The sequence below is a fragment of the Pseudomonas songnenensis genome, from assembly GCF_003696315.1.
Lineage (GTDB): Bacteria > Pseudomonadota > Gammaproteobacteria > Pseudomonadales > Pseudomonadaceae > Stutzerimonas > Stutzerimonas songnenensis.
Genome location: NZ_RFFN01000002.1, coordinates 214,027 through 238,915 on the forward strand (window position 1 = coordinate 214,027; position 24,889 = coordinate 238,915).

At 65.0% G+C, this 24,889-nt stretch carries 20 protein-coding genes; 5 read left to right on the forward strand and 15 right to left on the reverse strand.

The features are described 5' to 3' along the window. The first annotated feature begins 5 nt into the window (after positions 1–5). The 3 genes from EA798_RS05370 (at position 6) to rarD (ending at position 6,777) form a co-directional block, all read left to right on the forward strand. Positions 6–1,610 (forward strand): M28 family metallopeptidase, encoded by a 1,605-nt coding sequence (locus tag EA798_RS05370; protein ID WP_106157999.1) that lies wholly within the window; start codon positions 6–8, stop codon positions 1,608–1,610. A gap of 116 nt (positions 1,611–1,726) precedes the next feature. Next, positions 1,727–5,809, forward strand: a complete 4,083-nt coding sequence (gene hrpA, locus EA798_RS05375; RefSeq protein ID WP_122098301.1) for an ATP-dependent RNA helicase HrpA — start codon at positions 1,727–1,729, stop codon at positions 5,807–5,809. Between the two features lie 38 nt (positions 5,810–5,847). Next, complete coding sequence (gene rarD, locus EA798_RS05380; protein ID WP_122098302.1) at positions 5,848–6,777, forward strand: EamA family transporter RarD; 930 nt, start codon at positions 5,848–5,850, stop codon at positions 6,775–6,777. A 37-nt stretch (positions 6,778–6,814) separates the two neighbouring features. On the opposite strand, the gene EA798_RS05385 is transcribed toward rarD, so the two are convergent. The 5 genes from EA798_RS05385 to EA798_RS05405 all read right to left on the reverse strand — a co-directional run bounded on the left by EA798_RS05385 (position 6,815) and on the right by EA798_RS05405 (position 12,685). Continuing rightward, positions 6,815–7,669, reverse strand: coding sequence for an FHA domain-containing protein (locus EA798_RS05385; RefSeq protein WP_122098303.1), 855 nt, complete (start codon positions 7,667–7,669; stop codon positions 6,815–6,817). Positions 7,670–7,729: 60 nt separating this feature from the next. Then, entirely contained in the window at positions 7,730–9,283 is a 1,554-nt protein-coding gene (locus EA798_RS05390; protein ID WP_122098304.1) for a serine/threonine-protein kinase, read from the reverse strand. Between the two features lie 16 nt (positions 9,284–9,299). Continuing rightward, complete coding sequence (locus EA798_RS05395; protein ID WP_122098305.1) at positions 9,300–10,076, reverse strand: PP2C family protein-serine/threonine phosphatase; 777 nt, start codon at positions 10,074–10,076, stop codon at positions 9,300–9,302. A gap of 228 nt (positions 10,077–10,304) precedes the next feature. Continuing rightward, on the reverse strand, positions 10,305–11,036 hold the full coding sequence (locus tag EA798_RS05400) for a TrmH family RNA methyltransferase (protein WP_122098306.1): 732 nt from the start codon (positions 11,034–11,036) through the stop codon (positions 10,305–10,307). 11 nt (positions 11,037–11,047) lie between these two features. Then, the gene (locus tag EA798_RS05405; RefSeq protein ID WP_122098307.1) at positions 11,048–12,685 is read right to left on the reverse strand and encodes an NAD(P)/FAD-dependent oxidoreductase; all 1,638 of its coding nucleotides are present in this window, start codon (positions 12,683–12,685) and stop codon (positions 11,048–11,050) included. Between the two features lie 246 nt (positions 12,686–12,931). Here EA798_RS05405 and rlmE point away from each other — a divergent pair, with 246 nt between their 5' ends. After that, a complete protein-coding gene (rlmE, locus tag EA798_RS05410; RefSeq protein ID WP_013983571.1) occupies positions 12,932–13,552 on the forward strand; it encodes a 23S rRNA (uridine(2552)-2'-O)-methyltransferase RlmE in 621 nt (206 codons plus the stop codon). A 432-nt stretch (positions 13,553–13,984) separates the two neighbouring features. Further along, entirely contained in the window at positions 13,985–14,824 is an 840-nt protein-coding gene (locus tag EA798_RS05415) for a bifunctional allantoicase/(S)-ureidoglycine aminohydrolase (RefSeq protein WP_122098308.1), read from the forward strand. 83 nt (positions 14,825–14,907) lie between these two features. Here the strand turns inward: EA798_RS05415 and EA798_RS05420 are convergent, their stop codons facing one another. From EA798_RS05420 to EA798_RS05465, 10 genes are all read right to left on the reverse strand, one after another. Continuing rightward, a complete protein-coding gene (locus tag EA798_RS05420; RefSeq protein WP_122098309.1) occupies positions 14,908–15,723 on the reverse strand; it encodes an alpha/beta fold hydrolase in 816 nt (271 codons plus the stop codon). Positions 15,724–15,932: 209 nt separating this feature from the next. Beyond that, positions 15,933–16,820 carry a YghX family hydrolase gene (gene yghX / locus EA798_RS05425; RefSeq protein WP_122098310.1) on the reverse strand — a complete coding sequence of 296 codons (888 nt, stop codon included), beginning with the start codon at positions 16,818–16,820 and terminating at the stop codon, positions 15,933–15,935. A gap of 109 nt (positions 16,821–16,929) precedes the next feature. After that, on the reverse strand, positions 16,930–17,937 hold the full coding sequence (locus EA798_RS05430; protein WP_122098311.1) for a ribonuclease Z: 1,008 nt from the start codon (positions 17,935–17,937) through the stop codon (positions 16,930–16,932). 140 nt (positions 17,938–18,077) lie between these two features. Continuing rightward, positions 18,078–19,682, reverse strand: a complete 1,605-nt coding sequence (locus tag EA798_RS05435; protein ID WP_122098312.1) for a type IV pilus assembly protein FimV — start codon at positions 19,680–19,682, stop codon at positions 18,078–18,080. A gap of 239 nt (positions 19,683–19,921) precedes the next feature. Further along, positions 19,922–21,085 carry an acetyltransferase domain-containing protein gene (locus EA798_RS05440; RefSeq protein WP_122098313.1) on the reverse strand — a complete coding sequence of 388 codons (1,164 nt, stop codon included), beginning with the start codon at positions 21,083–21,085 and terminating at the stop codon, positions 19,922–19,924. Positions 21,086–21,235: 150 nt separating this feature from the next. Then, positions 21,236–21,652, reverse strand: coding sequence for a VOC family protein (locus tag EA798_RS05445; RefSeq protein WP_003283873.1), 417 nt, complete (start codon positions 21,650–21,652; stop codon positions 21,236–21,238). Between the two features lie 17 nt (positions 21,653–21,669). Next, positions 21,670–22,089 (reverse strand): YciI family protein, encoded by a 420-nt coding sequence (locus EA798_RS05450; protein ID WP_122098314.1) that lies wholly within the window; start codon positions 22,087–22,089, stop codon positions 21,670–21,672. A gap of 119 nt (positions 22,090–22,208) precedes the next feature. Then, positions 22,209–22,958 carry a CPBP family intramembrane glutamic endopeptidase gene (locus EA798_RS05455; RefSeq protein WP_122098315.1) on the reverse strand — a complete coding sequence of 250 codons (750 nt, stop codon included), beginning with the start codon at positions 22,956–22,958 and terminating at the stop codon, positions 22,209–22,211. Position 22,959: 1 nt separating this feature from the next. Then, a complete protein-coding gene (locus EA798_RS05460; protein WP_106158014.1) occupies positions 22,960–23,514 on the reverse strand; it encodes a COG3904 family protein in 555 nt (184 codons plus the stop codon). Positions 23,515–23,612: 98 nt separating this feature from the next. After that, positions 23,613–24,863, reverse strand: coding sequence for a M20/M25/M40 family metallo-hydrolase (locus EA798_RS05465; RefSeq protein ID WP_122098316.1), 1,251 nt, complete (start codon positions 24,861–24,863; stop codon positions 23,613–23,615). Between the last annotated feature and the right edge of the window lie 26 nt (positions 24,864–24,889).

Genomic DNA, 24,889 nt, shown 5'->3' on the forward strand with positions numbered 1-24,889 from the left:
TACCCATGCACAAGAAAAACAATGCTGTTCGGGTAGTTGCTTCTCTCGCATTACTTACCGGTAGTGTCGCTTTCGCGGCGCCGCAGGTAGACACCGCTCAATTCAATGACTTCTGGTCGCCGGACAAGCCGAACGCCGCGCTTTGCCGTTCGCCGCTGCTGGTCGGCACGCCGGTCGGTCTGCCGCGCTGCATGCAGGCGAGCAACGTCATGAAGCATCTGGAGGCGCTGCAGGATATCGCCACGATGAATGACGGCAATCGTGCGTCCGGCCAGCCTGGCTATCAGGCCTCGATCGACTATGTCCGCAGCCGCCTGCAGCGGGCTGGCTATCGGGTCGAGGTGCAGGCCTTTCCCTTCCTCGCCTTCTATCCGGTCAGCCCCGGCACGCTGAGCGCCGTGGCGCCACAGCCGGTGCAGTACGTTTGGGAAGAGGATTTCTCCTATGCCGATCAGACCGACCCTGGCAACGTCACCGCACCGGTGGTGCCGGTTGACCTGGCGCTCGGTGCCGGCAACACATCTACCAGCGGTTGCGAACCGGAGGACTTCGCCGGGTTCCCGGCCGGGGCCATCGCGCTGATGCAGCGTGGCACCTGCCCGTTCGGGCAGAAGGCGACCAATGCCGCGGCGGCCGGTGCGGCGGGGGCAATCATCTTCAATCAGGGCGACACCGAGGACCGCAAGGGGCTGCTGGTCGCGACCTTGGGCGAGGACTATAGCGGCGGCATCCCGGTGATGTTCTCGACCTACGACAACGGCGTGGCCTGGTCGCAGACCGCGGGCCTGCAGCTGAGCATGAACGTCGATGTGGTGCGCGAGCAGACCGAGACCTACAACCTGCTGGCCGAAACCCGCCGCGGCGATCCGAGCAACGTGATCATGGTCGGCGCGCACCTGGATTCGGTATTCGAGGGTGCCGGCATCAACGACAACGGCTCGGGCAGCGCCGCGCTGCTGGAAATGGCACTGCTGATGAGCAAGGCGCGGCCGGAAAACAAGGTGCGCTTTGCCTGGTGGGGCGCCGAGGAGTCCGGGCTGGTCGGCTCGACCTACTACGTCACGCAATTGCCGGATGAGCAGAAGCGGCGCATCAAGGCCTACCTGAACGTCGACATGATCGGTTCGCCGAACTACGCCAACTTCATCTATGACGGCGACGGCTCCGACTTCGGCCTGCAGGGTCCACCCGGCTCGGCCGCCATTGAACGCCTGTTGCGCACCTACTTCCAGCTGCGCAATGCGCCGTCGGAAGGCACCGAGATCGACTTCCGCTCCGACTACGCGCAGTTCTTCGAAGACGGCATCGCCTTCGGCGGACTGTTCACCGGGGCCGAGGACATCAAGACCGAGGAGCAGGCGCAGCGTTATGGCGGCATCGCCGGGGAGTCGTTCGATCAGTGCTATCACACGCCGTGCGACAACCTGGGCAACATCTCCACCGAAGCCCTGGAGCTGCATGGCGATGCGCTGGCGTTCGCGACCAGCTGGCTTTCGCTGTCGACCAAGATGATCGATGACGAGATCGCCGCAGCGGCCGAGCAGAGCATCGGCACCATGCGCATCCAGCAAGTGCAGGAGAAGTCGCGCTGGGGTCATTGGATCCGTTGATCGCCTGAATACCGCGCCGGCCAGCCGGCGCGGTCCCTCCAAACATCCCTTTCCCTTCGGCCGGCCGGGCAAATCTGCGACAATCGCGCCCTTCTCGAATTGCCCCACGGCTGTCCATGACCGACGCAACGCCCGCTATCGATACCCTGCTGAAGAATCTCGACCAGGCCCTGTTCGCTGATCGCCATCGCCTGCGCCGGCAGCTGCATGAGCTGAGAAAGCAACCGGACGAGGCCAAGCTGACCCAATGGCTGGAGCGTTTTCAGGCGTCCGTAGCCAAGGTCGAGGCGCGCCGGCAGAGCGTGCCGAGCATTCGCTACGACGACAGCCTGCCGATCGCGGCCAAGCGCGACGAGATCAAGGCCGCGCTGGAAAAGCATCAGGTGCTGGTGATCGCCGGTGAGACCGGCTCGGGCAAGACCACCCAGCTGCCGAAGATCTGCCTGGAAATCGGCCGTGGCGTACACGGGCTGATCGGCCATACCCAGCCGCGCCGGCTGGCGGCACGCAGCGTCGCGACTCGGGTGGCCGAAGAAATCGGCACGCCCCTGGGCGAACTGGTGGGTTATCAGGTGCGCTTCGAGGATCAGAGCAAGGACAGCTCGCTGATCAAGCTGATGACCGACGGCATCCTGCTGGCCGAGACGCAGCACGATCGCTTCCTCGAGCGTTACGACACCATCATCGTCGACGAGGCCCACGAGCGTTCGCTGAACATCGATTTCCTGCTCGGCTTCCTCAAGACTCTGCTGCCGCGCCGGCCGGACCTGAAGGTCATCATCACTTCGGCGACCATCGACCTGCAGCGATTTTCCGAGCACTTCGACGGTGCGCCCATCGTCGAGGTGTCCGGGCGTACGTACCCGGTGGAGACCTGGTATCGGCCACTGGCGGCCGAGATCGACGAGGATGGCAATCGGGTCGAGGATGATCTGACCGTCGACCAGGGCATCCTCGCCGCGCTGGACGAAATTACGGCCCACGAGCAGAGCGTGGGCAAGCGCCCCGGCGACGTGCTGGTGTTCCTGCCCGGCGAGCGCGAGATTCGCGACGCCGCCGAGGTGCTGCGCAAGGCCAATCTGAAGTTCACCGAGGTGCTGCCGCTGTATGCGCGGCTGACGCCGGCCGAGCAACAGAAAATCTTCCAGCCGCGACCAGGGCGCAAGATCGTGCTGGCCACCAACGTCGCCGAGACGTCGCTGACCGTGCCCGGCATCCGCTACGTGATCGATTCCGGCACCGCGCGCATCAGCCGCTACAGCTACCGCGCCAAGGTTCAGCGCCTGCCGATCGAGGCGGTGTCCCAGGCCAGCGCCAACCAGCGCAAGGGCCGTTGCGGACGGGTCGAACCGGGTATCTGCATTCGGCTGTACAGCGAGGAAGACTTCCTCGGCCGGCCCGAATTCACCGATCCGGAAATCCTGCGCACCAACCTGGCCGCGGTGATCCTGCAGATGCTGCATCTGCGCCTGGGCGACATCCAGGATTTCCCCTTTATCGAGCCGCCGGATGGCAAGGCCATCAGCGACGGCTTCAACCTGTTGCAGGAGCTCTCGGCGGTCAACCGCGAAAACCAGCTGACCCCAATGGGGCGCCAGTTGGCGCGCCTGCCGATCGACCCTCGGCTTGGTCGCATGCTCCTCGAAGCTGCACAGCAGGGCAGCCTCGCCGAAGTCCTGATCGTGGCCAGCGCACTCTCGGTGCAGGATGTGCGCGAGCGTCCGGCCGACCGCCAGCAGGCAGCCGACCAGGCCCATGCGCAGTGGAAAGATCCGGATTCGGACTTTGCCGCGCTGATCAATCTCTGGCGCGGTTTCGAGGAGAAGCGCCAGGAGCTGGGCTCCAACCCTCTGCGCAGCTGGTGCCGGAAGAACTTCCTCAACTACCTGCGTCTGCGTGAGTGGCGCGACGCCCATCGCCAGCTGACGCTCATCGCCCGGGAGCTCAAGCTTGGTTCGGGCAGGTCGGCGGATGGCTCCGGCCAACCACCGCACGCCGATAAGGCACGTAGGGTGGAAGGCGGCGAAGCCTCTTCCGCGCTTTCGGCGGGGGCCAGCACCCAACCCGCACCGACCAAGGACACCAAGGTCAACGTCATCCTCCGCCAGCAGGCCGAAGCCAGCGAGGCCGCGCAGAAGGCCAAGAGCTACGCCTCGGTGCACAAGGCCATCCTCGCCGGCCTGCTCAGCCAGATCGGCAACAAGACCGAGGAGGGCGACTTCCTCGGCGCCCGCCAGCGGCGCTTCTGGGTGCATCCCGGAAGCAGCATCGGCCGCAAGAAGCCCAACTGGCTGATGGCCGCGGAACTGGTGGAAACCACCAAGCTGTTCGCGCGCATGGTCGCCAAGATCGAGCCGGACTGGATCGAGCCGCTGGCCGGGCATCTGATCAAGAAGAACCACTTCGAGCCGCACTGGGAGAAGAAGCGCGGCCAGGTTGTGGCCTACGAGCAGGTAACGCTGTACGGCATGATCGTCGTCGGCCGCCGGCCGGTGCATTACGGCCCCATCGACCCGCCCGCTGCCCGCGAGCTGTTCATCCGCGAAGGGCTGGTGCGCGGCGAGATCAACAGCCGCGCCCGCGCGCTCAGCGCCAATCGCGAGCTGCTCGAACGTCTCGACGAACTGGAAGCCAAGGCGCGGCGCCGCGACATCCTCGCCGACGAGGAAACCCTGTTCGACTACTACGATGCGCGGCTACCGGCGGACATCTACCAGACCGCCAGCTTCGAGAACTGGTACAAGCGCGAAAGTGCGAAGAACCCGCAGCTGCTGATCATGCGCGAGGAAGACGTGCTCGCCCGCGAGGCCAGCGAGGTCACCGCCGCGCAGTACCCGGATTACCTGCGCATCGGCGAGCTGCAGCTGCCGCTGGAATACCATTTCGAACCCAACCATCCGCGCGACGGCGTGACCCTGCGCGTACCGGCGCCGCTGTTGCCGCAATTGCGCAGCGAGCGGCTCGACTGGCTGGTGCCCGGCTTGCTGGAAACCAAGGCGGTGGCCCTGGTGCGCAACCTGCCCAAGGCGCTGCGCAAGAACTTCGTGCCGGTGCCGGATTTCGTTGGCGCTGCGCTGGCCAGGATCGCTTTTGGTGAAGGCTCGCTGCCCGAGGCGCTGGGCCGCGAGCTGCTGCGCATGACCGGCGCGCGCGTATCGGATGATGCGTGGGCCGAAGCGGCAGCCGGGCTGGAGAGCCACCTGAAGATGAACATCGAGGTGGTCGATGCCCGCGGCAAGTTTCTTGGTGAAGGCCGCGACCTGGCCGAGCTGACCGCACGCTTCGCCGAGGCCAGCCAGGCCGCCCTGGCGCCGCCGCAGCAGAAGGCCGAACAGAAGCCGGTCGAAGCCAAGGGTTTTGCCCAGGTCGCAGAAAAGGCCCAGGCGAAGATGGCCGGGCTGTCGATGACCGTCTACCCGGCGCTGGTGGAAGAGGCAGGAGTGGTCAAGGAAGGACGTTTCCCGACCCAGGCCGAGGCCGAGTGGCAACACCGCCGCGCGCTGCAGCGCCTGTTGCTGCAACAGCTGGCGGAGCCGGCCAAGTACCTGCGCAACAAGCTGCCGGGCCTTACCGAGCTGGGCCTGCTCTACCGCGACATGGGCAAGATCGATGGGCTGGTCGAGGACATCCTGCTGGCCAGCCTCGACAGCTGCATCCTCGACGGCGAAGCCCAGCTGCCGCGTGATGGCGCCGCGCTGGCGTCACTCGCCGAGCGCAAGCGCGGCGACTGGACTGCGCATGCCGAGCGCCTGGCACGTCTGACACTGGAAATCCTCAAGCACTGGCACGGCCTGCAGAAGCGCTTCAAGGGCAAGATCGATCTGGCCCAGGCGGTGGCGCTCAACGATATCAAGGCGCAGCTGGGCAATCTGGTCTATCCGGGCTTTGTTCGCGAAACACCTGCCGAGTGGCTGAAGGAATATCCGCGCTACCTCAAGGCCATCGAGCAACGCTTCGAAAAGATCGGCGCGCAGCTGCAGCGTGATCGGGTCTGGTCCGGCGAGCTGGCCGGCTACTGGGAGCAGTACCAGACGCGCCTGAACAAGCACCTGCAGGAAGGCAAGCGCGATGCCGAGCTGGCGCTGTATCGCTGGATGCTCGAGGAGTATCGCGTCTCGCTCTGGGCGCAGCAGCTCGGCACCAGGATGGCGGTATCGGACAAGCGCCTGATCAAGCAGTGGAGCCAGGTCGAGCCCTGAGGTCGGGGCTGGCACGAATCGTCAATCGCAGGAAGCCCATGGAAACTCGCAACAGGCTGGCGGGCGTCGCCGGCTCGCTCGCCGCATCGACGCTCTTCGCCACGCTGTACTACTACACCTCACTGCTCGAACCGTTGAGCGGTCAGCAGATATACGGCTGGCGCATTCTGCTGACTGCGCCTTGCCTGGCGTTGCTGCTGCTCGCCATCGGCCGCTGGGGTGAGGTCCGCGAGATCCTCGTGCGCGTACCGGCAGAGGCGCGACTGTGGCTCGCGCTGCCGCTGTCCTCGGCGCTGGTCGGTCTGCAGCTGTGGCTGTTCATGTGGGCGCCGATCAACGGTCACGGCCTGGACGTCTCGCTCGGCTACTTCCTGCTGCCGCTGACGCTGGTACTCACCGGCCGCCTGGTCTTCGGCGAGGCGATCAGTCGATTGCAACGCCTGGCCTGTTTGCTGGCGGCTGTGGGTGTCGGCAACCAGCTGCTGCTGGCTTCGTCACTGTCATGGCCGGTACTCGCCGTTGCCCTCGGTTATCCCTGCTACTTCGTCCTGCGCCGCTGGATTGGCACCGCCAGTCTCGGCGGGCTCTGGGTCGACCTGATCATCAGCCTGCCGGTCGCCGCGCTGTTTGCCTTCTCCGACCGAGAGACCCTGCAACAGCTCGCGGCGAGCCCGGCGCTGCTGCTTCTGATCATCGGCCTGGGTGCGCTCAGTGCCCTGGCCCTGGCGCTGATGATCGTCGCCAGCAAACATCTGGATCTCGCACTGTTCGGCCTGCTCAGCTATGTCGAACCGGTGCTGCTGGTCGTCGTGGCGCTGCTGCTCGGCGAGAGCATCGCTTCGAATCAATGGCTGACCTATGTGGCGATCTGGACGGCGATAGCGCTGCTGATTGTGGAAGGAGCGAAAGCCTTGCGGGCTGCCCGAGCGGGAGTGCCGCAAAAACGCTCCCGTCGAGTCCTGAAATGAGGCGAAAGCCCCTCCCGTGTAAACAGGCTGGCAGCCGCTAGACCAACCGCTGCGCGACAATTCCGGCGACAACTGCCAGCGCCAGCGCGCCGAGCAGCCAGCCCAGGCGCGAGCCGGATCTGCCGGGATTCTCCGTGCGCGCTGCCGCTTCTGCCGGAGCCATTGCCGCGGCGTGCAGCGGATTGGGCGTCGCCGGACGTGGTCGTGCCGGCTTCGGCTGGGAGGGGACGGGCAGGTCCGCCGCGCGGACGAACACGGTGGCGTCTTCGTCGACGATTTCCGGCGCACTCACCTTGGGGCCGATAACCAATAGCGTGGTGTTGCCCAGCTGAATCTGATCGCCCGGCTGCAGAACGGCCGTGGTGACCTTTTCACGGTTGACCAGCAAACCGTTGGCTGAGGCCAGGTCCTTCACTTCCAGCACATCGCCCTTGAGATAGAACTCCGCGTGGCGGCGGGACAGCTCCGCATCGCTGAAGCAGAGCTCGCATTTCACCGAGCGGCCAAAGGTCATCGAGCCGGTGATGTGGTACTTGTGGCCCTGGTTTTCGCCCTTGACCACCTGCAGCAACCAGCGGGGCGCTGCCGCCACCTTGGCGCCGACCTTGGCCGGATCGACGATCTCCAGCTCCAGCGCCCCGAGTCGCACACGGTCCCCGGAGCGGATCTGATAGCGCTCGCCGATCTTTTCGTCATTGACGTAGGTGCCGCCTGGCGTGCCGAGGTCGGTCAGGTAGTAGAAGCGGTTTTCCAGTATCAGCTCGGCGTGAAAGGGCGCCACGCCGGCATCGCTTATCACCAGCCTGTTGGCGCGGTCCGAACCGAGGGTGAAGCGTTCGTCGGCAAGCCAGACGGGGCTCTGACGATTGTCTGCGAAGTGGATCCTGAGCATGTCTGCGTTACCTTGAGCGGGAGCGATCGCAGGCATGAGCCAGGCGATCGGGCGTGATCATCAGTTGAATATCCGATTCCACAGGCGCTTGACCGGATTGGCCGGCGCCTGCGAGGTCTGCGTGGTGGCGGGTGGGGTGCGCGAGCTACTGGCAGCGGTACGCGGCACCGGTCGCGGTGCTCTTGCCTTGGCGACACGCTGGGCATGCGCGTCGTGCAGCGCCAGCAGCGGTGCGTACGCCGGTGAGGCTTCCAGTCCCTGCTCAATGTATTCCAGAGCCAATGCGTATTCGCGTCTGCCATATGCCGCTTCGGCGAGCTCGACATAGCGTTCGCTGACCCGGGCCAATCCGTCGCGCGCCACCTGATGCTCCGGCAGCCAGCCAAGCACCTGCTGGTAGTAATGCACGGCGCTGTCCTCGGCCGGTTCCAGCAGTTGATCATCGGCCAGTCGCTGCGCCGCCAGTTTCAGGGCCTGGGCGATGCGGGCATCGAGGACACGGCGCAAGCCATCGAGGGCATCTGCATTGTCCGCGTCCAGGCGCAGGGCCTGGCGGAAGTAGTAGTCGGCATTGTCGTACGCCGGTGCGGTCAGCTGTCCTTCGCCCAGGCGCGACTCGGCGCGGGTGAGGAACCCACTGATCTGGCTGTACTGAAACCATTGATAGCCGCCCACGCCCAGTGCGCCTATTGCCAACGCAAGCACCGCAGCCACCGTCGCCCAGCGGCCAACAGCACGACGCTGTCGCCGGCGTCGGGGCTGTGCTTGGGGTTCCATGAGCAGTGCCGGCGCGATGCGCGTCTGGTCCATGTCCGGCTCGGTGAGGGTGTCGATGGCGGCCAGCAGTTCGCGACAGCTGGCGAAGCGCTCGGCCGGCTGCTTGGCCAGCATGCGGTCGAGCAGCGGCTGATAGGGTGCCAGCGCTGGCGGCAGCAACGGTATGGGCATCTGCAGGTGGTTGAGCACGGTTTGCGGATAGCTGCTGGCGCGGAACGGATTGGTCCCGGTGAGCATCTCGGCGAGGATCACCCCGAGGCTGTAGATGTCGCTGCGTGCGTCCAGCGGTTGGCACTGGGCCTGTTCCGGGCTGCTGTAAGCCGGGCTGCCGACGGCAATGCCGAAATGCGTGAGTTCGTTGTCCAGTTCGACCGACTTGGCCACGCCGAAATCGGTGAGCACGACGCTGCCATCGTCGCGGAAGAGGATATTGGCCGGCTTCACGTCGCGATGAACCAGTCCGCCGTCGTGCACCACTGCCAGGCCACCGGCCAGCTGGCGGATGATGTCCAGCGCCCGGGACGGTGAGAAAACGATGCCGCGGTGCTGCGCCAGATCGCCACCACCGATGTACTCCATGGCCAGGTAATGCCGGCCATCGGCGATCTGGCCGATGTCGTGGATGGTGATGATGGCCGGATGACGCAGCGAGGCGACAATATGGCCTTCCTGGATGAAGCGTTCGGTAAACGCGGCGTCCTCGGTGCGCAGCAGTACCTTGACGGCTACCTCGCGATCCAGGGACAGCTGCGTGGCCAGGTAGACTTCGGCCATCCCGCCTTTTCCGAGTCGCTTGTGCAGGCGATAGCCCGGTATTTCCAGCATCCGATGCGTCATAGAAACTCGCGCGTACTTACGACTTGAGGGGTTTGAGCAGCATGTTGATGAAGCGGCGCCCGCGGGACTCGGCAGCGGGCGGCGGGCTGTTTCGGCCGATCACGATGCAGCTGATGTTGTCGCGGCCACCATGGGCGTTCGCCTGGTCGATCAGCTGTTCGACCAGGTTTTCCAGCGTGTCTGCGAAGGTGCAGGTGGCGTGGATCTGCGCGTCGGTCAACTCGTTGGTCAGGCCATCGCTGCACAGCAGAAGCAGCTCATCGGGCTTCAGGCTGCCTGCGGCGATGCCCAGCTCCAGCGGCGCCTCGCGGCCCAGGCAGCGCAGGATGATGTTGCGCCAGGCGTGGCCCTCGGCTTCGGCGGGTTTCAGCTCGCCCGCGTCGATCATCATCTGCACCCAACTGTGGTCGCGGGTCAGCTGGTCGATACCGTTTGCGCTGACCAGATAGGCTCGGCTGTCACCGACCCAGGTGAGCTCGAAATCCGCGCCATTGAACTGCGCAGCCACCAGCGTGGTACCCATGCCATCGTCTACGGCTTCTTCCAGTACCGCCTGGTTGGCCTGCTGGACCGCAGCCTGCAGCGGCTCGCCGTCTTCAACCGCTTTGTGCAATGCCGACAATGCCAGGCTGCTCGCGATCTCTCCGCATTGGTGCCCGCCCATGCCGTCGGCGATCGCCCAAAGCCCCAGCTCCGGCGCACAGAGCAGCGCATCTTCATTATGGTTGCGCCTGCGCCCGGGCGAGCTCTGCCCGGCGTAGTCCAGCAATGAGTCAGAAAGGGTCGGTTGCATGCGTGGGCCCTGCGGCACGGCGTCGAGCGGGCATGATGCGTTGGGCGTGTGCGACTGTCATCGATTGGCGCCGGAGCAAGCGCAAAACTGTTAACTCGTGCAAACGGGCGGAATTATTCCGCTGCCCGGACTCCATCCGTGATGACTCGCGGGCTCGAACGACACCGCCGTTTCGGTGCGAGAGGCGTGAAGGCGCTTCGGTGGCACAGGCATTCAACCTTCGATGAGCTATCGGCTGAGTTCGTACGCACACATGTTGACCGTGGCGGCCAGATTCAGCGACTCGATGGCGCCGCAACCGGGGATGGTGAATGGCCGGGCGTCGAGTGCATTCAGCTGATCGCGGGGCACGCCGCGGGCTTCATTGCCGAACAGGTAGCATTCGAAGGTTGTGAAAGCCGTCGATTGCACAGGCTCACCCTGCATATCCAGACAGGCGATGCGGGCAAAGCGCGTGCGCAACGAATCCAGCGTCACATCCAGTTCCATCGGCGCATGGAAGATGGCGCCCATGCTCGAGCGCACGACCTTGGGGTTGTACGGGTCGACGCTGCCGGGGCTGAGCAGGCAGCGGAAATTGCCGAACCAGGCCAGCGTGCGCAGGATGGTGCCGAGGTTGCCCGGGTCCTGGATTTCATGCAGGTAGATGGCGCGTTCGCCCGCGACGGGTGCAGCGATCGACGCGCCTGTCGCTGGCATCGGCACCACTGCCACGATGCCTTGCGGGGTCTTGGTGTCGGCGATCTGCGCCATCTGGCGGTCGCTGATCACATGGGTCTTGAACGGGCTTTGCCAGTGCTCGTAGGCATTGGTCACATACAGTTCGCTGCGTGCAAGCTGCGGGTTGTGCAGGGTGGCTTTCTGCAGCTCCAGCGCCAGATGTTCGCCCTCCACCAGAAAATGACCGAACTCGGCCCGGTACTTTTTCTGGTGCAGCTTTTTGATGTCGTCGAATTTCATCAAGGCGGCGCTCAGTGGCTCTGCACGTCAGTCTGTCCCGCATCCGCCAGCATCGCCTTGGCCAGCGCCTCGGCGACCTTGATGCCGTCCACGCCCGCCGAGAGGATGCCGCCGGCGTAACCCGCGCCTTCGCCGGCCGGATACAGACCGCGCAGGTTGAGGCTCTGCAGTGTTTCGCTGTCGCGGGTGATGCGTACCGGCGAGGAGGTGCGGGTCTCGATGCCGGTGAGCACCGCGTCAGCGCGATCGAACCCGCGGATCTGCTTGCCAAAGGCCGGCAGCGCTTCGCGGATCGCCTCGATGGCATATTCCGGCAGCGAGGGCGCCAGATCGCCCAGGCGCACGCCCGGCTTGTAGGACGGCTCGACCTCGCCGAACTCGGTCGACGGCACGCCGCGAATGAAGTCGCCCACCAGTTGCCCGGGCGCGCAGTAGTCGCTGCCGCCCAGCTCGTAGGCGCGCGATTCCAGACGCTCCTGCAGCTCCACGCCGGCCAGCGCATCGCCGGGGAAATCCTGCTCTGGGTTGATGCCGACGACGATGCCGGCGTTGGCATTGCGCTCGTTGCGCGAGTACTGGCTCATGCCGTTGGTCACCACGCGTCCCGGCTCCGACGTGGCGGCCACCACGGTGCCGCCCGGGCACATGCAGAAGCTGTAGACCGCGCGGCCGTTCTTGGCGTGGTACACCAGTTTGTAGTCCGCGGCGCCCAGCTCCGGATGGCCGGCGTACTTGCCCAGACGGGCCTGGTCGATCATGCCCTGCGGATGCTCGATGCGGAAACCGATGGCAAACGGCTTGGCTTCGATATGCACGCCCTGGCGATGCAGCATACGGAAGGTGTCGCGGGAGCTGTGACCCAGGGCCAGCACTACATGGCGGCTGCGAAGTGTCTCGCCATTGGCCAGCACCACGCCTTCGAGCTGGCCATCCTCGATCACGAGATCGGTGACCCTGGTCTCGAAGCGTACCTCGCCGCCGAGGGCGATGATTTCCTCGCGCATCGCGGCAACCACGCCGGTAAGGCGGAAGGTGCCGATATGCGGCTTGCTGACGTACATGATCTCTTCCGGCGCGCCGGCGCGGACGAATTCGTGCATCACCTTGCGGGCGTAGAACTTCGGATCCTTGATCTGGCTGTAGAGCTTGCCGTCGGAGAACAGACCGGCACCGCCTTCGCCGAATTGCACGTTGGATTCCGGCGTCAGGGTCTTCTTGCGCCACAGCGCCCAGGTGTCCTTGGTGCGGCGGCGCACATCCTTGCCGCGCTCCAGCACGATGGGCTTGAAGCCCATCTGTGCGAGCAGCAGCGCGGCGAACAGCCCACAGGGGCCGAAGCCTACCACCAGCGGCCGCTCGGTCAGATTGGCCGGAGCCTGACCGACCGGGTAGTAGCGGGTATCCGGCGCCGGGCGCACGTGGTTGTCGTCGGCAAAGCGCGCCAGGACTGCCGCCTCGTCACGAACCTCGACGTCGAGGATGTAGATGAACAGGATGACGCTGTTCTTCTTGCGCGCATCGTAGCTGCGCTTGAACACGCTGAAGTTCAGCAGGTCGGCGTCACTGATGTTCAGACGCTTGACGATGGCCTCGCGCAGCGCATCGGCGGGATGATCGAGGGGCAGGGACAGTTCGGTGATGCGAATCATGGCAGTAATCCTGGCCGGTGACTCCGGCAGAGGAAGCAACGAGAGGGGGGCGTGAGGCGCGGATTGTACCGGCGGCAAGCACGCCTGTCAGGCGGCGCTTACGCGGTTCCCCCGGGGCAGGTGCTGCGCCCGGCGCCCGCGGCCCGGCATTATCGGCTTATAATCGCCGCCAATTTGCCCGACAGTTGCGCAGGGTCCTGCCTGTTGGCGCGCGTCTTACCTTGATTCTCCGTGGTTGGCTCTATCATGAAACGATCCAAAAGCAGCCGTCGTTGGCTGGATGAACACGTCAACGATCCCTTCGTCAAACGCGCGCAGAAGGATGGCTTGCGCTCGCGCTCCAGCTACAAGCTGATCGAGCTGAACGAGAAGGACAAACTGATACGCCCCGGCATGCTGGTCATGGATCTCGGTTCCGCCCCAGGCGGCTGGTCGCAGGTGGCCGGCGGAATCGTCGGCGAAAAGGGCAGGGTGCTGGCCACCGACATCCTGCCGATGGGCGGGCTGGATAACGTCGATTTCGTTCAGGGCGACTTCACCGAGGACGCCGTGTTCCAGCAGATTCTCGACATGCTCGACGGCCGGCAGCCCGACCTGATCGTGTCCGACATCGCGCCGAACATCAGCGGCGTCGCCGCTGCCGACCAGGCCGCCTCGATGTATCTGGTGGAACTCACCCTCGACATGGTTCGCCAGGTGCTCAAGCCCGGCGGCAATTACGTGGTCAAGGTGTTCCAGGGCGAAGGCTCCGACGAGTTCCTCAAGGACGTGCGCAGCTCGTTCGAGAAGGTGGTGATCCGCAAGCCGGAGGCGTCGCGCCCGCGTTCGCGGGAGGTCTATCTGGTGGCCAAAGGCTTCAAGGGCTAGCGATTCGGCGTGACGCAAAGGCGGGTCCGAAGGCCGGCTGCCGCTGTTGAGCGTTCTGGCGGTGCGGTCTTGAGGAATGCGGATGCGCTTGTCGATCCCTTCTCATTCATGATTTTTCAGTTCCTCGCGTCTCCGCGCCATAGTCGATGGCGTCGAGTCGCGTAGATAGGCGGCGTAGCCCTTCTTCCCTGGCCATCGGCGGCAACTTCGAAGCTGCCCGGTTGGCCATTCCCATCCAGCCAGATGACCTCCCCACCAGCGCCGCGGCGAGTTCAGCGCGCCATATGCCATGCCGCGTTACTCGTGGGCATCGGGCGCAGAAAAGATTGTATACAATCTTTGACCATTCACATCTTCCTTGTATACAGTTGGCTTTCCATCCACCCGGCTTGCGGTTGAGTATCGGCAAGCCCTCCATGCACCTGGAGAACCATGGCAAGCACAACGTACTACGTCCCCAAGGGCGGACATCCCGAGCAGACTCAACTGCTGACCGATCGTGCAATGTTCACCGAAGCCTATGCAGTCATTCCCAAGGGCGTGCTGCGCGACATCGTCACCAGCCATTTGCCCTTCTGGGACAACATGCGGATGTGGGTGCTGTCCCGTCCGCTTTCCGGCTTCGCCGAAACCTTTTCCCAGTACATCGTGGAGCTTGGCGCCAGCGGCGGCAGTGACCGGCCGGAGCATGACCCGAACGCCGAGGGCGTGCTGTTCGTCGTGGACGGAGAGTTCTCTCTGACGATCGAGGGAACCCTCTATGACATGCGTCCCGGCAGCTATGCATTCATACCGCCTGCGGCGAAATGGAGCGTGCGCAACACCGGGGCGGCGCCGGTACGTTTCCACTGGATCCGCAAGGGCTATCAGGCCGTCGAAGGCTTGCCCTACCCGGAGGCCTTCGTGACCAACGAGAACGATATCGAGCCGATCCCCATGCCGGGTACCGATGGCAAATGGGTGACCACGCGCTTCGTCGACATGAGCGACATGCGCCACGACATGCACGTCAACATTGTCACGTTCGAGCCGGGTGCGGTTATCCCCTTCGCAGAAACCCACGTGATGGAACACGGCCTCTACGTCCTGGAAGGCAAGGCGGTGTATCGCTTGAATCAGGATTGGGTCGAGGTCGAGGCGGGCGACTACATGTGGCTGCGCGCGTTCTGTCCGCAGGCCTGCTATTCCGGCGGCCCGGGCAAGTTCCGCTACCTGCTGTACAAGGATGTGAACCGACACATGGACCTGGGTCGTTTCAACCAGCGGGCCTGACCTCCAGTGCCTTCGCGAGCGGCGAAGGCACGCCTGCCTGCCCTCGCGCGGATACGCTCTGCTGCGCCTTTGCGCGCAGCGAACTAGCCGATCCGCTGCAGGAACCGTTCGATCCGCTCCAGCACCTGTTCCGGTTGTTCTCGATGCGGAACATGGCCCACCCCCGGAAGCAGCGCCTGTTCGACCTGACCGCTGGCGCAGTCGGCGATCAGCTGCGGGTGGCGTTCGGAGCCGAACTCATCGTCATCGCCATGGATGGCAAGGCTCGGACAGCCGACCGCAGGCAGCGCGTGGGCCAGCGTCCATGTGGCGAAATCCGGCGCCAGCCAGGTATCGATCCATGCGCTCAGGACCCAGTCACTGCGCTCGCCGTGATAGCGGCGCAGACGTTCGCGTTGCGCGGGGTCGGCGAACCAGGCCCTGGCCTGGCGGATGCCTCTGAGCGTGCGCTGTTCGACGAAGGTTACCGCCGACATCGTGATCATCGCCTGGCAGGCTTCGGGATACCGCGCGGCGCAATGCACGGCCATGCTGCCACCGACGCTATGTCCGAGCACCACGAAGCGCTCGATCCCCAGATGTTCCAGCACATGGGCGAAGCCTTGCGCGGCCTCGTCCTCAACAAAGGTCGGGGCAGGCGGCTCAGTGAGGCGATCGGAGCGGCCGAAACCCAGCCGATCATAGGCGATGACCGGTCGACCGGTGGCGTTGGCAAGGGCGGCGGGAAAATCTTTCCATTGCTCGACGCAACCGAGCGACTCATGCAGCAGCATTATCGGTGCCCGGTCCGGCCGAAGCGCATCGGCGTCCGGGATCCAGCTGCGGACGAAGGTCCGGCCATGGTTGTGCTCTATCCAGAGATCGGCCAGACGGTGATCGAGCGTTGCACTGAGGGACATGGACGGGGATTCCTGAACGTAGCGAACGCATAGCAGTACTGTTCTTTTACGTAAACGTCAACATGCAGTGGCGAATGTATCGCCAGGCGGCGCCTTGATCGAGAAGCGCCAGTTGTCGGGCGGATCCGGGGTGCTGGCGAACCCGCTCATGTCCCACCTGCAGATCGCTAGGAACGATGGGAGGCAGCGCCGGCTAGGGTCGAGCCGGATTAGCTCAGATGGCGCTGGAACCAGGCAATGGTGCGTTGCCACGCCAGTTCGGCTGCCTGTTCGTCGTAACGCGGCGTGCTGTCGTTGTGAAAGCCGTGGTGGGTGCCGGGGTAGATGTAGGCCTCGTAGGGCTTGTCGGCGGTCTTGAGTGCGGCTTCGTAGGCGGGCCAGGTTTCGTTGACGCGCTCGTCCTGTTCGGCGAAGTGGAACAGCAGTGGCGCGCGGATCTTCTCCACATCCGCCGGGTCTGCCTGGCGGCCATAGAACGGCACGGCGGCGCCGAGTTCGGGGTAGGCCACCGTTGCGGCGTTCGCCACCCCGCCGCCGTAGCAGAAGCCGGTGATGCCGACCGTGTCGCCGGTGGTCTCGTGGGCCATCAGCCATTCGATGGCGGCGAAGAAGTCGTTCATCAGCTTCTGCGGATCGACCTGAGCCTGCAGTTCGCGGCCCTTGTCGTCGTTGCCGGGGTAGCCGCCGACCGAACTCAGGCCGTCGGGCGCCAGGGCGACGAACCCGGCCTTGGCCACGCGCCGGGCCACGTCTTCGATATAGGGATTGAGGCCACGGTTCTCGTGCACGACGACGATGCCCGGCACCTTGCCCTCGGCCTTGGCCGGGCGCACCAGATAGGCACGGACCTCGCCGTGGCCTCTGGGCGAGGGATAGCGGACATACTCGGCGATGATGTCGGGGTCGGTAAAGGCGATCTGTTGCGCCAGCGCATAGTTGGGCGTGAGCGCGTCGAGCACGGCGACCGCCGTCATGCTGCACAGGGTGAAGGCGGTGGCGCGGTCGAGGAATTCGCGGCGGTTGAGTTTGCCGTGCACGTAGAAATCGTAGAGCTCGAGCAGTTCGGGGGCGAAGTCTCTGGCAGTCAGACGTTCCATCGGCGGCTCCTTCGGTGGGGCGAAAGATGGCAGGGCGGTTGCGCTGGGTGGCAGCAGCCAGTGTAGACAGCCATGTCAACACCGGTGCGGTTGCTGACGATTTACCGGTTCAGGCCCTGGATTCGCCGTCGCGGCGCGGCGGGCGCGAAGTGGACGGCGGTTCGACGACCGTCAGCAGACCATCCTTGCCCAGATGCAGGCGCAGGTAATCCTCGGCGAGCAGCAGCTGGCCGGCGTAGAGCGCAGCGGCTTCGGCGCGCAGGTCCTCGATCGAATGGCCGCGGCCGACGTGCTTCTGATAGCGCGCGCTGAAGTGGGTCAGCACCAGGTTGGGCAAACCGACCGCCTGGGCGAAGCGCGCCACGGTGGCGGCCGTGCTGTGGCCGAAGTCGTTGCGGGCGTCGTTGGCCACGGCCTCGGTGTAGGTCGCCTCGTGCACCAGCAGCTGGGCATCGCGGCAGGCTTCGGCCAGCAGGTCGGGACGGTCGTTGTCGCCCCCGACGACGATGCGCCGCGGGCTGCGGCTGAAGCTCAGGTAGTCGTGGCTGCGCAGCACGCGCCCCTCGTGCTCGATGTCGAAGCCGCGCGCCAGCTGGCCCCAGAGCGGGCCGCGCGGCACACCGTCATGTTCCAGACGTTCGATGTCAAGCCGCGGATCGGGGCGCGCCTCGCTGAAGCTGTAGCCGTAGCAGGGCACGCGATGGGACAGCTCGGTCGCCTCGATGCGCATGTTCGGGCTGCGCCATTCGTCCAATGTCTCGACCGCATGGAAGTCCAGCTCGTAGCTCAGCCAGCTCTGACTCATGCTCAGGGTGGCGCGTACCCAGGTCTCGATGCCCTGCGGGGCGATGATCGTCAGCGGCGCCTTGCGCCCCATCATGCCTGCGCTGGCCAGCAGGCCGGGCAGGCCGTAGCAGTGGTCGCCATGCACATGGGTGATGCAGATCGCGCGCAGGTCGTGCAGCGACAGCGGCGTGCGCAGCAGACGATGCTGGGTGCCCTCGCCGCAGTCGATCAGGTACCAGGCCTTGCCGGTCTCTTCCAGCAGTGCCAGCGCGCTGACGTTGCGCGCGCGGGTCGGGGTGCCGGACGAGGTGCCGAGAAAGAGAAGATCCACGGGGCATGTTCTCCAGGTTGGGCTGGCTAGTATGCCGTACCCCGTGGAGGACGACCGTCGGCCCGTCGCCGGGAGCGCGCTTCCTCAGCCAACCGCCCGGGGGCATGGAGTGTTTGTCTGGCAAAGCACAAGCCCGTGCATCAGGCGATGCGTGCCAGTTGCTCGCCAATGAAGCGTCGGTCATCGCTGTCGCTCTGGTCGAGCAGGGCAATCAGCAGGCGAGTCGCCTGGTCGACCTCGCCGCGGTCGATGCTGGCCAGTGCTTCGTTGAGCCGCTCGCGCAGATCAGCCTCGACAGCCGCGACGGGGGGCGCGTTGGTCAGTGCATCGAGGTCATCCGGTAGGCTGGCGAGCATGTCATCCAGCAACTGCGCTTGCTGTGGCTGTTGCACGGCTTGCGGCTGCGCTGCAACCAGCGCCACGGCGGCAGGGGCTGCAGGGACGGCGGGGGTCCGATCGAGGTACTCGTCGTACGACATCTCAGTTACAACCGGAACGTCCCGCTGGAAGGGGTTGATATCCGGGAAAGACGCTTCTGCACGCTTGGCCTGGGCCTGGCGGGGCTCGCCGATGCCGGTCACAGCGACCGAGCGACGGCGATACCACAGCAAGCCGACCAGCAGACTCAGTAATCCCAGCAGGGGAATCAGCCAGGAGCTGCCGGTGCTAGTCTCCTGCATCGGCGGTGCCATCGCTACTGGCTGTACAGGCATCGTCTGCGGCTTCAGCTGCGCCGGCTGTTCGGCATGGCTGGTTACGGCAGTAGCATCCTGTACGGTGGCTTCAACGGCGACCGTGGCTGCCTGCCGCAGGGCGAGGGTGCTCTGCGCTTCGGCGAGCAGGCGATTCTGTTCGTCCATCTGTGCCTGCAGGCTCAGCACCTGAGCTTCGAGTTGTCTGAGTACATCGACCAGGCTTTGGTCCGGCCCCTCAGGCGCTTCGGCGAGCGTTGCAGGCGATGCGGGTTGAGAAGGGGCTTGCGGCTGCTCCATGCGGACTTGTGCTGGAGCAGCGGGCTCCGCTGCGGCCGATACGATCGATGCGCCAGCCGCTACGCTATCGGGCAGAAGCAGCTCTTCACCGACACGCAGACGATTGCGATCGCCATTGATGAAGGCCGCAGGATTGAGTCGAAACAGGTCGGCCATCAATGCTTCACGGGAGGTCGATGGGGAAACGTCCATCCGCCCCGAGATGCTCCACAGGCTGTCGCCCGGCATGATCCGATAGCGTTTGTCTTGCGCGGCCACGGGCAGCGGCTCGATGGGTTCCGTCCGTGCGGGCTGGGTAAGGGTGACTCGCGGCGCCTCTGGTCGGGCTAGTGGTTGCGCCGAAAGCTCCGGCTGATACAACGGCGGATCGAGCAGCAGGGTGTACTCGCGCAATAGCTGGCCGCCCGGTAGTGTCAGCTCGACGATGAAATTCAGGTAGGGCTCTTTTACCGGGGCGGTAGAGGTCACCCGGATACGTTGCCTGCCCTGCTCGAGCACCGGCAGGAAATTCAAACCTGCCAGAAAGGCCGAGCGCTCGACTCCGGCGCGATTGAAAACATCACTCGGCGCGAGGCGCACCTTGATTTCATCGCTGTTCAGGCTGCGCGCATCGAGCAGCTCGATGTCGGCCTTCAGCGGCTCCGCCAGCGCCGAATGCAGGTTGATCTCTCCCAGCCCAAGTGCGCAGGCGAACGGTGAGAAAACGGCGGCGATCAGCGTGAACGGCCAAACAGCGAGACGAAAGGGCGACATAGTGTTCCCGTGCCATCAGTAGCCGGGGGCGGACCGGTGCGCCCGCAGGCGGCCATGGCGGGCGGCCATGGCGGGCGGCCTACTCCCCCGACATGAACGTGAGAGTGGCTATGATCTTCCAATGATGGCACTTTGCCAAGCTGTTCACATTTTCCCGGATCGACGGCTACCGACGGGGAGGCATCTGCCAGCGAAAACCGCCCCGCGCCCGGGCTCAGTTTTGCGGGGCCGGCTCGGTCTCAGAGGTATTTCAGCCAGGCGATATCCCGCCGTCGTGCCTTCAGTTCGGCGAACCAGCGCACCGCCGGGAGCAGCACCACCGCCAGCGCCACGGTACACAACCACAGCGGCCAGACTGCGTCGAAGCCGAAGTGATTGCCGCGGTTCAGGCCCCAGATCGCCACGGCGGCGATGTAGAGCAGCTTCAGCACGTACAGGTGCAGCAGGTAGAAGAACATCGGTGCGGCACCGAATACGGTCAGCGGCCGCAGCCAGGCGCGGCCCTGCTTGCGTTCGAAGTAACGCAGCAGAAGCAGGCCGCAACCCAGCGTCAGGCACAGGAACAGCAGCGACGGCGGGTACTTGGTGACGTTGAGCAGGCTCATCAGCGTCCGCAGGCCGTCCTCGCCGACGACCCAGGGCTGCTCGTCGTAGCTGTTGATCAGCCGCAGCAGAACGAAGGTGAGCAATGCGCCTTGAGCCCAGCCGCCCAGGTAGCGCTGGCGTCGCTCCGGGTCGGCGTTCCTGGCGAACCAGGGGCCGGCGGCATAGCCGAGGGCGATCACGCCGATCCACGGTAGCAGCGGGTAGGAAGTGCGCAGCCGCAGGTTTTCCGAAACCTCGAGCCAGCCGCGGTCGTGCAGGATCGCCCATGGCACATGCAGCGCGGAGTCTGCTGCGAACTGCAGCGGATCGAGCAGGTTATGCCCGCCAATGATCACCAGCCCCAGTACGACCAGCGCAGGGCGCGGCAGCCATAGCAGTGCCGAGAGCGCGAGCATGCTCAGGCCGATGGCCCAGATCACTTGTAGATAGATCACCTGAGGCGGGAACTGCAACGTCCAGGCGAAGTTGACCAGGGTGAATTCGAGCGCCACCAGGAACAGCCCGCGTTTGAGCAGAAAGCTCGATACCGCACGGCGGTCCTGGTGCTTTTCGCCATAAAGAAAGGCCGACAAGCCGGTCAGAAAGATGAACACCGGCGCACAGAGATGCGCCAGGGTGCGGCTGAAGAACAGCGCCGGCTCGGTGACCGCCACATCCATCGGGTCGGGCACCTGCATATGCAGCAGGAAGGTTTCACGGACATGGTCGAGCAGCATGAACAGGATCACCAGGCCGCGCAGCGCGTCGATGGATTGCAGGCGCGCCGCGGCTGGCGAGGTCAGGTCAGGGGAGGGCATGGATGGCTCACAACGGGATGAACGCAATGCGGGCGCAGAATCGCTGCGCCCGCCAGAAGGTGCGATACGTTATAACAAAGACGCCGCCTCTCCAAATGCGAATCAACCACAATGCCGCTACTGACCTGCAAACGGCAGATTGCGCTCAGATTATTCGCAGTTAACCATCCACGACACGCCGAAGCGGTCGGTGAGCATGCCGAAACGCTCGGCCCAGAAGGTCTTCTCCAGCGGCATGACCACCGTGCCGCCCTCGGCCAGTGCAGCGAAGAGCTTTTCGCTTTCGTCCACGCTGGTCGGGTGCAGGGAAACCGAACAACCCTTGATGCCTTCGTACGGCCCGCCGCCGCAGGTGTCGCCGGGCAAGGTGTCGGAGGCCATCAGCACGCCGTCGCCGAGGTCGAGGCAGGCATGCATGATCCGTTCGCGGTACTCGGCGGGAAACTGCTCGGCATCCGGCGCCTGGGCAAAGGTCATCATCTCCAGCGTGCCGCCCAGCACATCCTTGTAGAAGGTGAACGCCTCGCGGGTGGTGCCGTCGAGGGTGAGGTAGGTGGTGATCTTCATTGGTTTGCTCCTTGCGGTCAGTGGTTGAGTTGCGCGCGCAGGCGGTCTTCCTGCTCGCGCAGTTCGGGGGTGAACTCGGCGCCGAAGTCTTCCGCTTCGAATATCTGGCGAATCTCGATTTCCGCATCGCCGATGGCCTGTTGCGGGCAGCGCTTGATCCAGTCGATGGTCTCCTGCAGCGACGCGGTCTGGAACAGCCAGTAGCCGGCGATCAGCTCGCGGGTTTCGGCGAACGGGCCATCGGTGACGCTGCACTGGCCGCCGCTGAAACGAACCCGTGCGCCCTTGTCGCTGGGGTGCAGGCCCTCGCCGCCGAGCAGTACGCCGGCATTGGCCAGTTCTTCGTTGTAGCGGCCCATCGCCCTGAGAACGTCCTCGCTGGGCATCTCGCCAGCTTCGGTTTGCGGGGTGGCCTTGATCATCACCATGAAACGCATCGGTGGACTCCTTCAGTGGAATGGAAAGAGCCTAGACGGGCATACGGCAATTTCCGTCGGCTCCGATCATTGGTCGAACGGGCGCGGAAGGAATCGACAGGTCTTTGAGAATTCTTTGCTCAGGGCAGCGGATAGGTCAGCAGAAGCAGATGCAGGCTGTTGACCGCACCGTGCAGAAACACCGCGACCCACAGGCGATCACCGGAGTAATGGAAGGCCAGGCCGTAGCCCAGACCGGCCAGCGTGGCGAGCCCGGCGAAACCGAAGCCTGCCGGCAGGTGCGCGGCGCCGAACAGGGCAGTCGCCAGGCCGATGCCGATGGCCGGACCGAAGTGGCGGGCCAGTGCACGCTGCAGCAGGCCGCGAAAGATCAGCTCTTCGGCCAGGCAGGTGATGCCCAGGTTGACCAGCAGCCAGGGCAGGAACAGCGCCGGCCATTTCGGTTGCCAGTCCAGTACGCCAGAGGCCAGTGCCAGCAGCGGGACGAGGATCAGGCAGGCGCCTGACGCCAGCAGGGTGAGTCTGATCGAGCGCCAATCCGTTCGTGGCTGGCCCAGCCACCAGGCCAGCAGCAGTGCCGCGACCATCGCCTTGTCCGGGCTGATGCGCAATTGCCAAGGCGAGGCACCGCCCAGATCCTGCGGTGGGCCGAGCGGCAGCGGGCTGAAGCCGGGCAGCAGATGTGCGGCGAGCAACAGCGCGCCGAGCAGCGTACCGAACAGCCACGGCGAGTTGGGGATGTGCGGCTGAGCGACAAGCCAGCCAGCGAATAGCAGAACGGCCAGCGCGCCAACCGGCTCGATCATGCCGAGGGCCAGGCCGAGTGATAGCGCGACGACCGGAATGCAGTAGTGCAGCCTGCGAATCACTCTATTGCAGCCGATAGCGCGCGAGCTCCTTTGGCGTGAGCACGCGCATGCGCCACGGTTCGATCAGCTGCATGTCGTCCGCCAGCCGCGTATTGACGCCCATGTCCCGGAAGTAGATGCGTGGTGCGCGGTGTGGTCGCTGGCTGATGGACAGCGCTGACTCGCCATTGGCGACGTAGGGCCGATGCAGGCCGACATGGCCGCGCACGGTGCGCTGCCGTCCCGCCGCCAGCAGGTAGATGCAACTGCCCTGGCAGACCGCCGCCTCTGGCACCAGGGCGTCGAAACCCGTCTCGCGCAGCAGATAGCCCATGCGCATCGCTTCCGCTGCGCTGCCGCCGATGTTGTCGAGGATCAGCAGCTTGCGCGCGTGCTTGCCAGGGTGGGCCATGATGCCCTTGAGCAGCGCTTCGTAGTCACCCGGCGCGATCTGCTCGGTAACCCGCGCGACCAGCACCTGCCCCTGGCCTTCATGCTCCAGCAGCAATACCTCGACCTTGGCGTGAGCGGTGCAGGCAAACAGCGCCAGTGCGCAGAGCGTGAGAAGGCGAAGCATCGAGCGGGCGGTCCTGAAGTTAGAGGTGGCGAAGATACCCGCAGCGCCGGCTTTCGCCTACTGCGACCTTCGCCCCTCGCTCGGGCCTGGCTAGCGTGTCAGCGTGCGGCGCTTTCGGCGGACAATGCGCGAATCATCGCCGTCGTCAGATACAGCCGCGGCGCGATGCTCGACAGCTCGATGTACTCGTCTTCCGAGTGCAGCCCGGCACCGACCACGCCCATGGTTTCCAGCACGGCCGGCTTGTCGCTGTCCGGCACGTAGGCGTAACCGGCATCGGTGCCGAAGCGCATGGCGATCGGCTCAATACGCTGGTCGATCTCGCCATACAGGCGCTGCGCAATCTCGGCCAGGCGCTCCGATGCCGGATTCTTCGCCAGCGGCGGGCGGCCCTTGTCGACGCGCAGCTCGACGCGGGTGTCGTCGATCAGCTTGTCCTCGATGATCTTCTGCGCATCGGCGAGCACGCGTTCGGTCTCGCTGATGTCGGAGTAGCGCATGTCCGCTTCGGCGGTCGCCTTGTTCGGGATGATGTTGCGCTTCTCGCCGCCGGCGATCATGGTCCAGCTGACCGTGGTGCCCTTGTCCGGGTCGTCCAGGTCCTTGAGCTGCACCAGCTGGTGCGCCAGTTCCAGCACGGCGTTGCGACCGTCCTCCGGTGCGGAGCCGGCGTGGGAGGATTTGCCCTTCACCTCCAGCATCACCGCATTGATGCCATTGGTGGCGGTGGTCACCGCGTCGCTGTCCGGCGGCTCGTAGGAGAAGACGTAGTCATGCTTGCGGGCCAGCTCGGCGATGATCTTCTTCGAGCCGGCCGAGCCCATTTCCTCATCCGGGTTGAACAGCACGGTGATCGTGCCGTACTCGTCGAACTGCTGCGCCTTGAGCAGCTCCAGCGCATGCAGAATCATCGCCACGCCACCCTTGGCATCGGCCACACCGGGGCCGTAGGCGCGCTGCTCGTCCATGCGAAACGGGCGCTCAGCGGCGGTGCCTTCGGCGAACACCGTGTCGTAATGCACCATCAGCAGGAAGTCCTTGCTGCCAGTGCCTTTGAGGGTGCCGACGATGTTGTCGCCGGCCGATGGCGTGGCCGGGCTGGTGCTGACTTGCGCCCCAAGCGCCTGCAAGCGTTCGACCAGCATTTTGCTGACCGTTGCCAGGCCCTCGGCCTGGCCGGTGCCGGTATCCACCGCCACCAGCTGTTTCACGGTTTCGATATAGGCGCTCTGTTCGGCCTTGGCCTGCTCGAGCAACTCGGCGGGTTTGATTTCGGCAGCGATGGCAGACAGTGAAGACAGGCAGAGCGCGACTGCAGCGGCAATTGGGGCGACGGCGCGGATGGGCATCGGAACAACCTCGGCTTCGGGGTGAT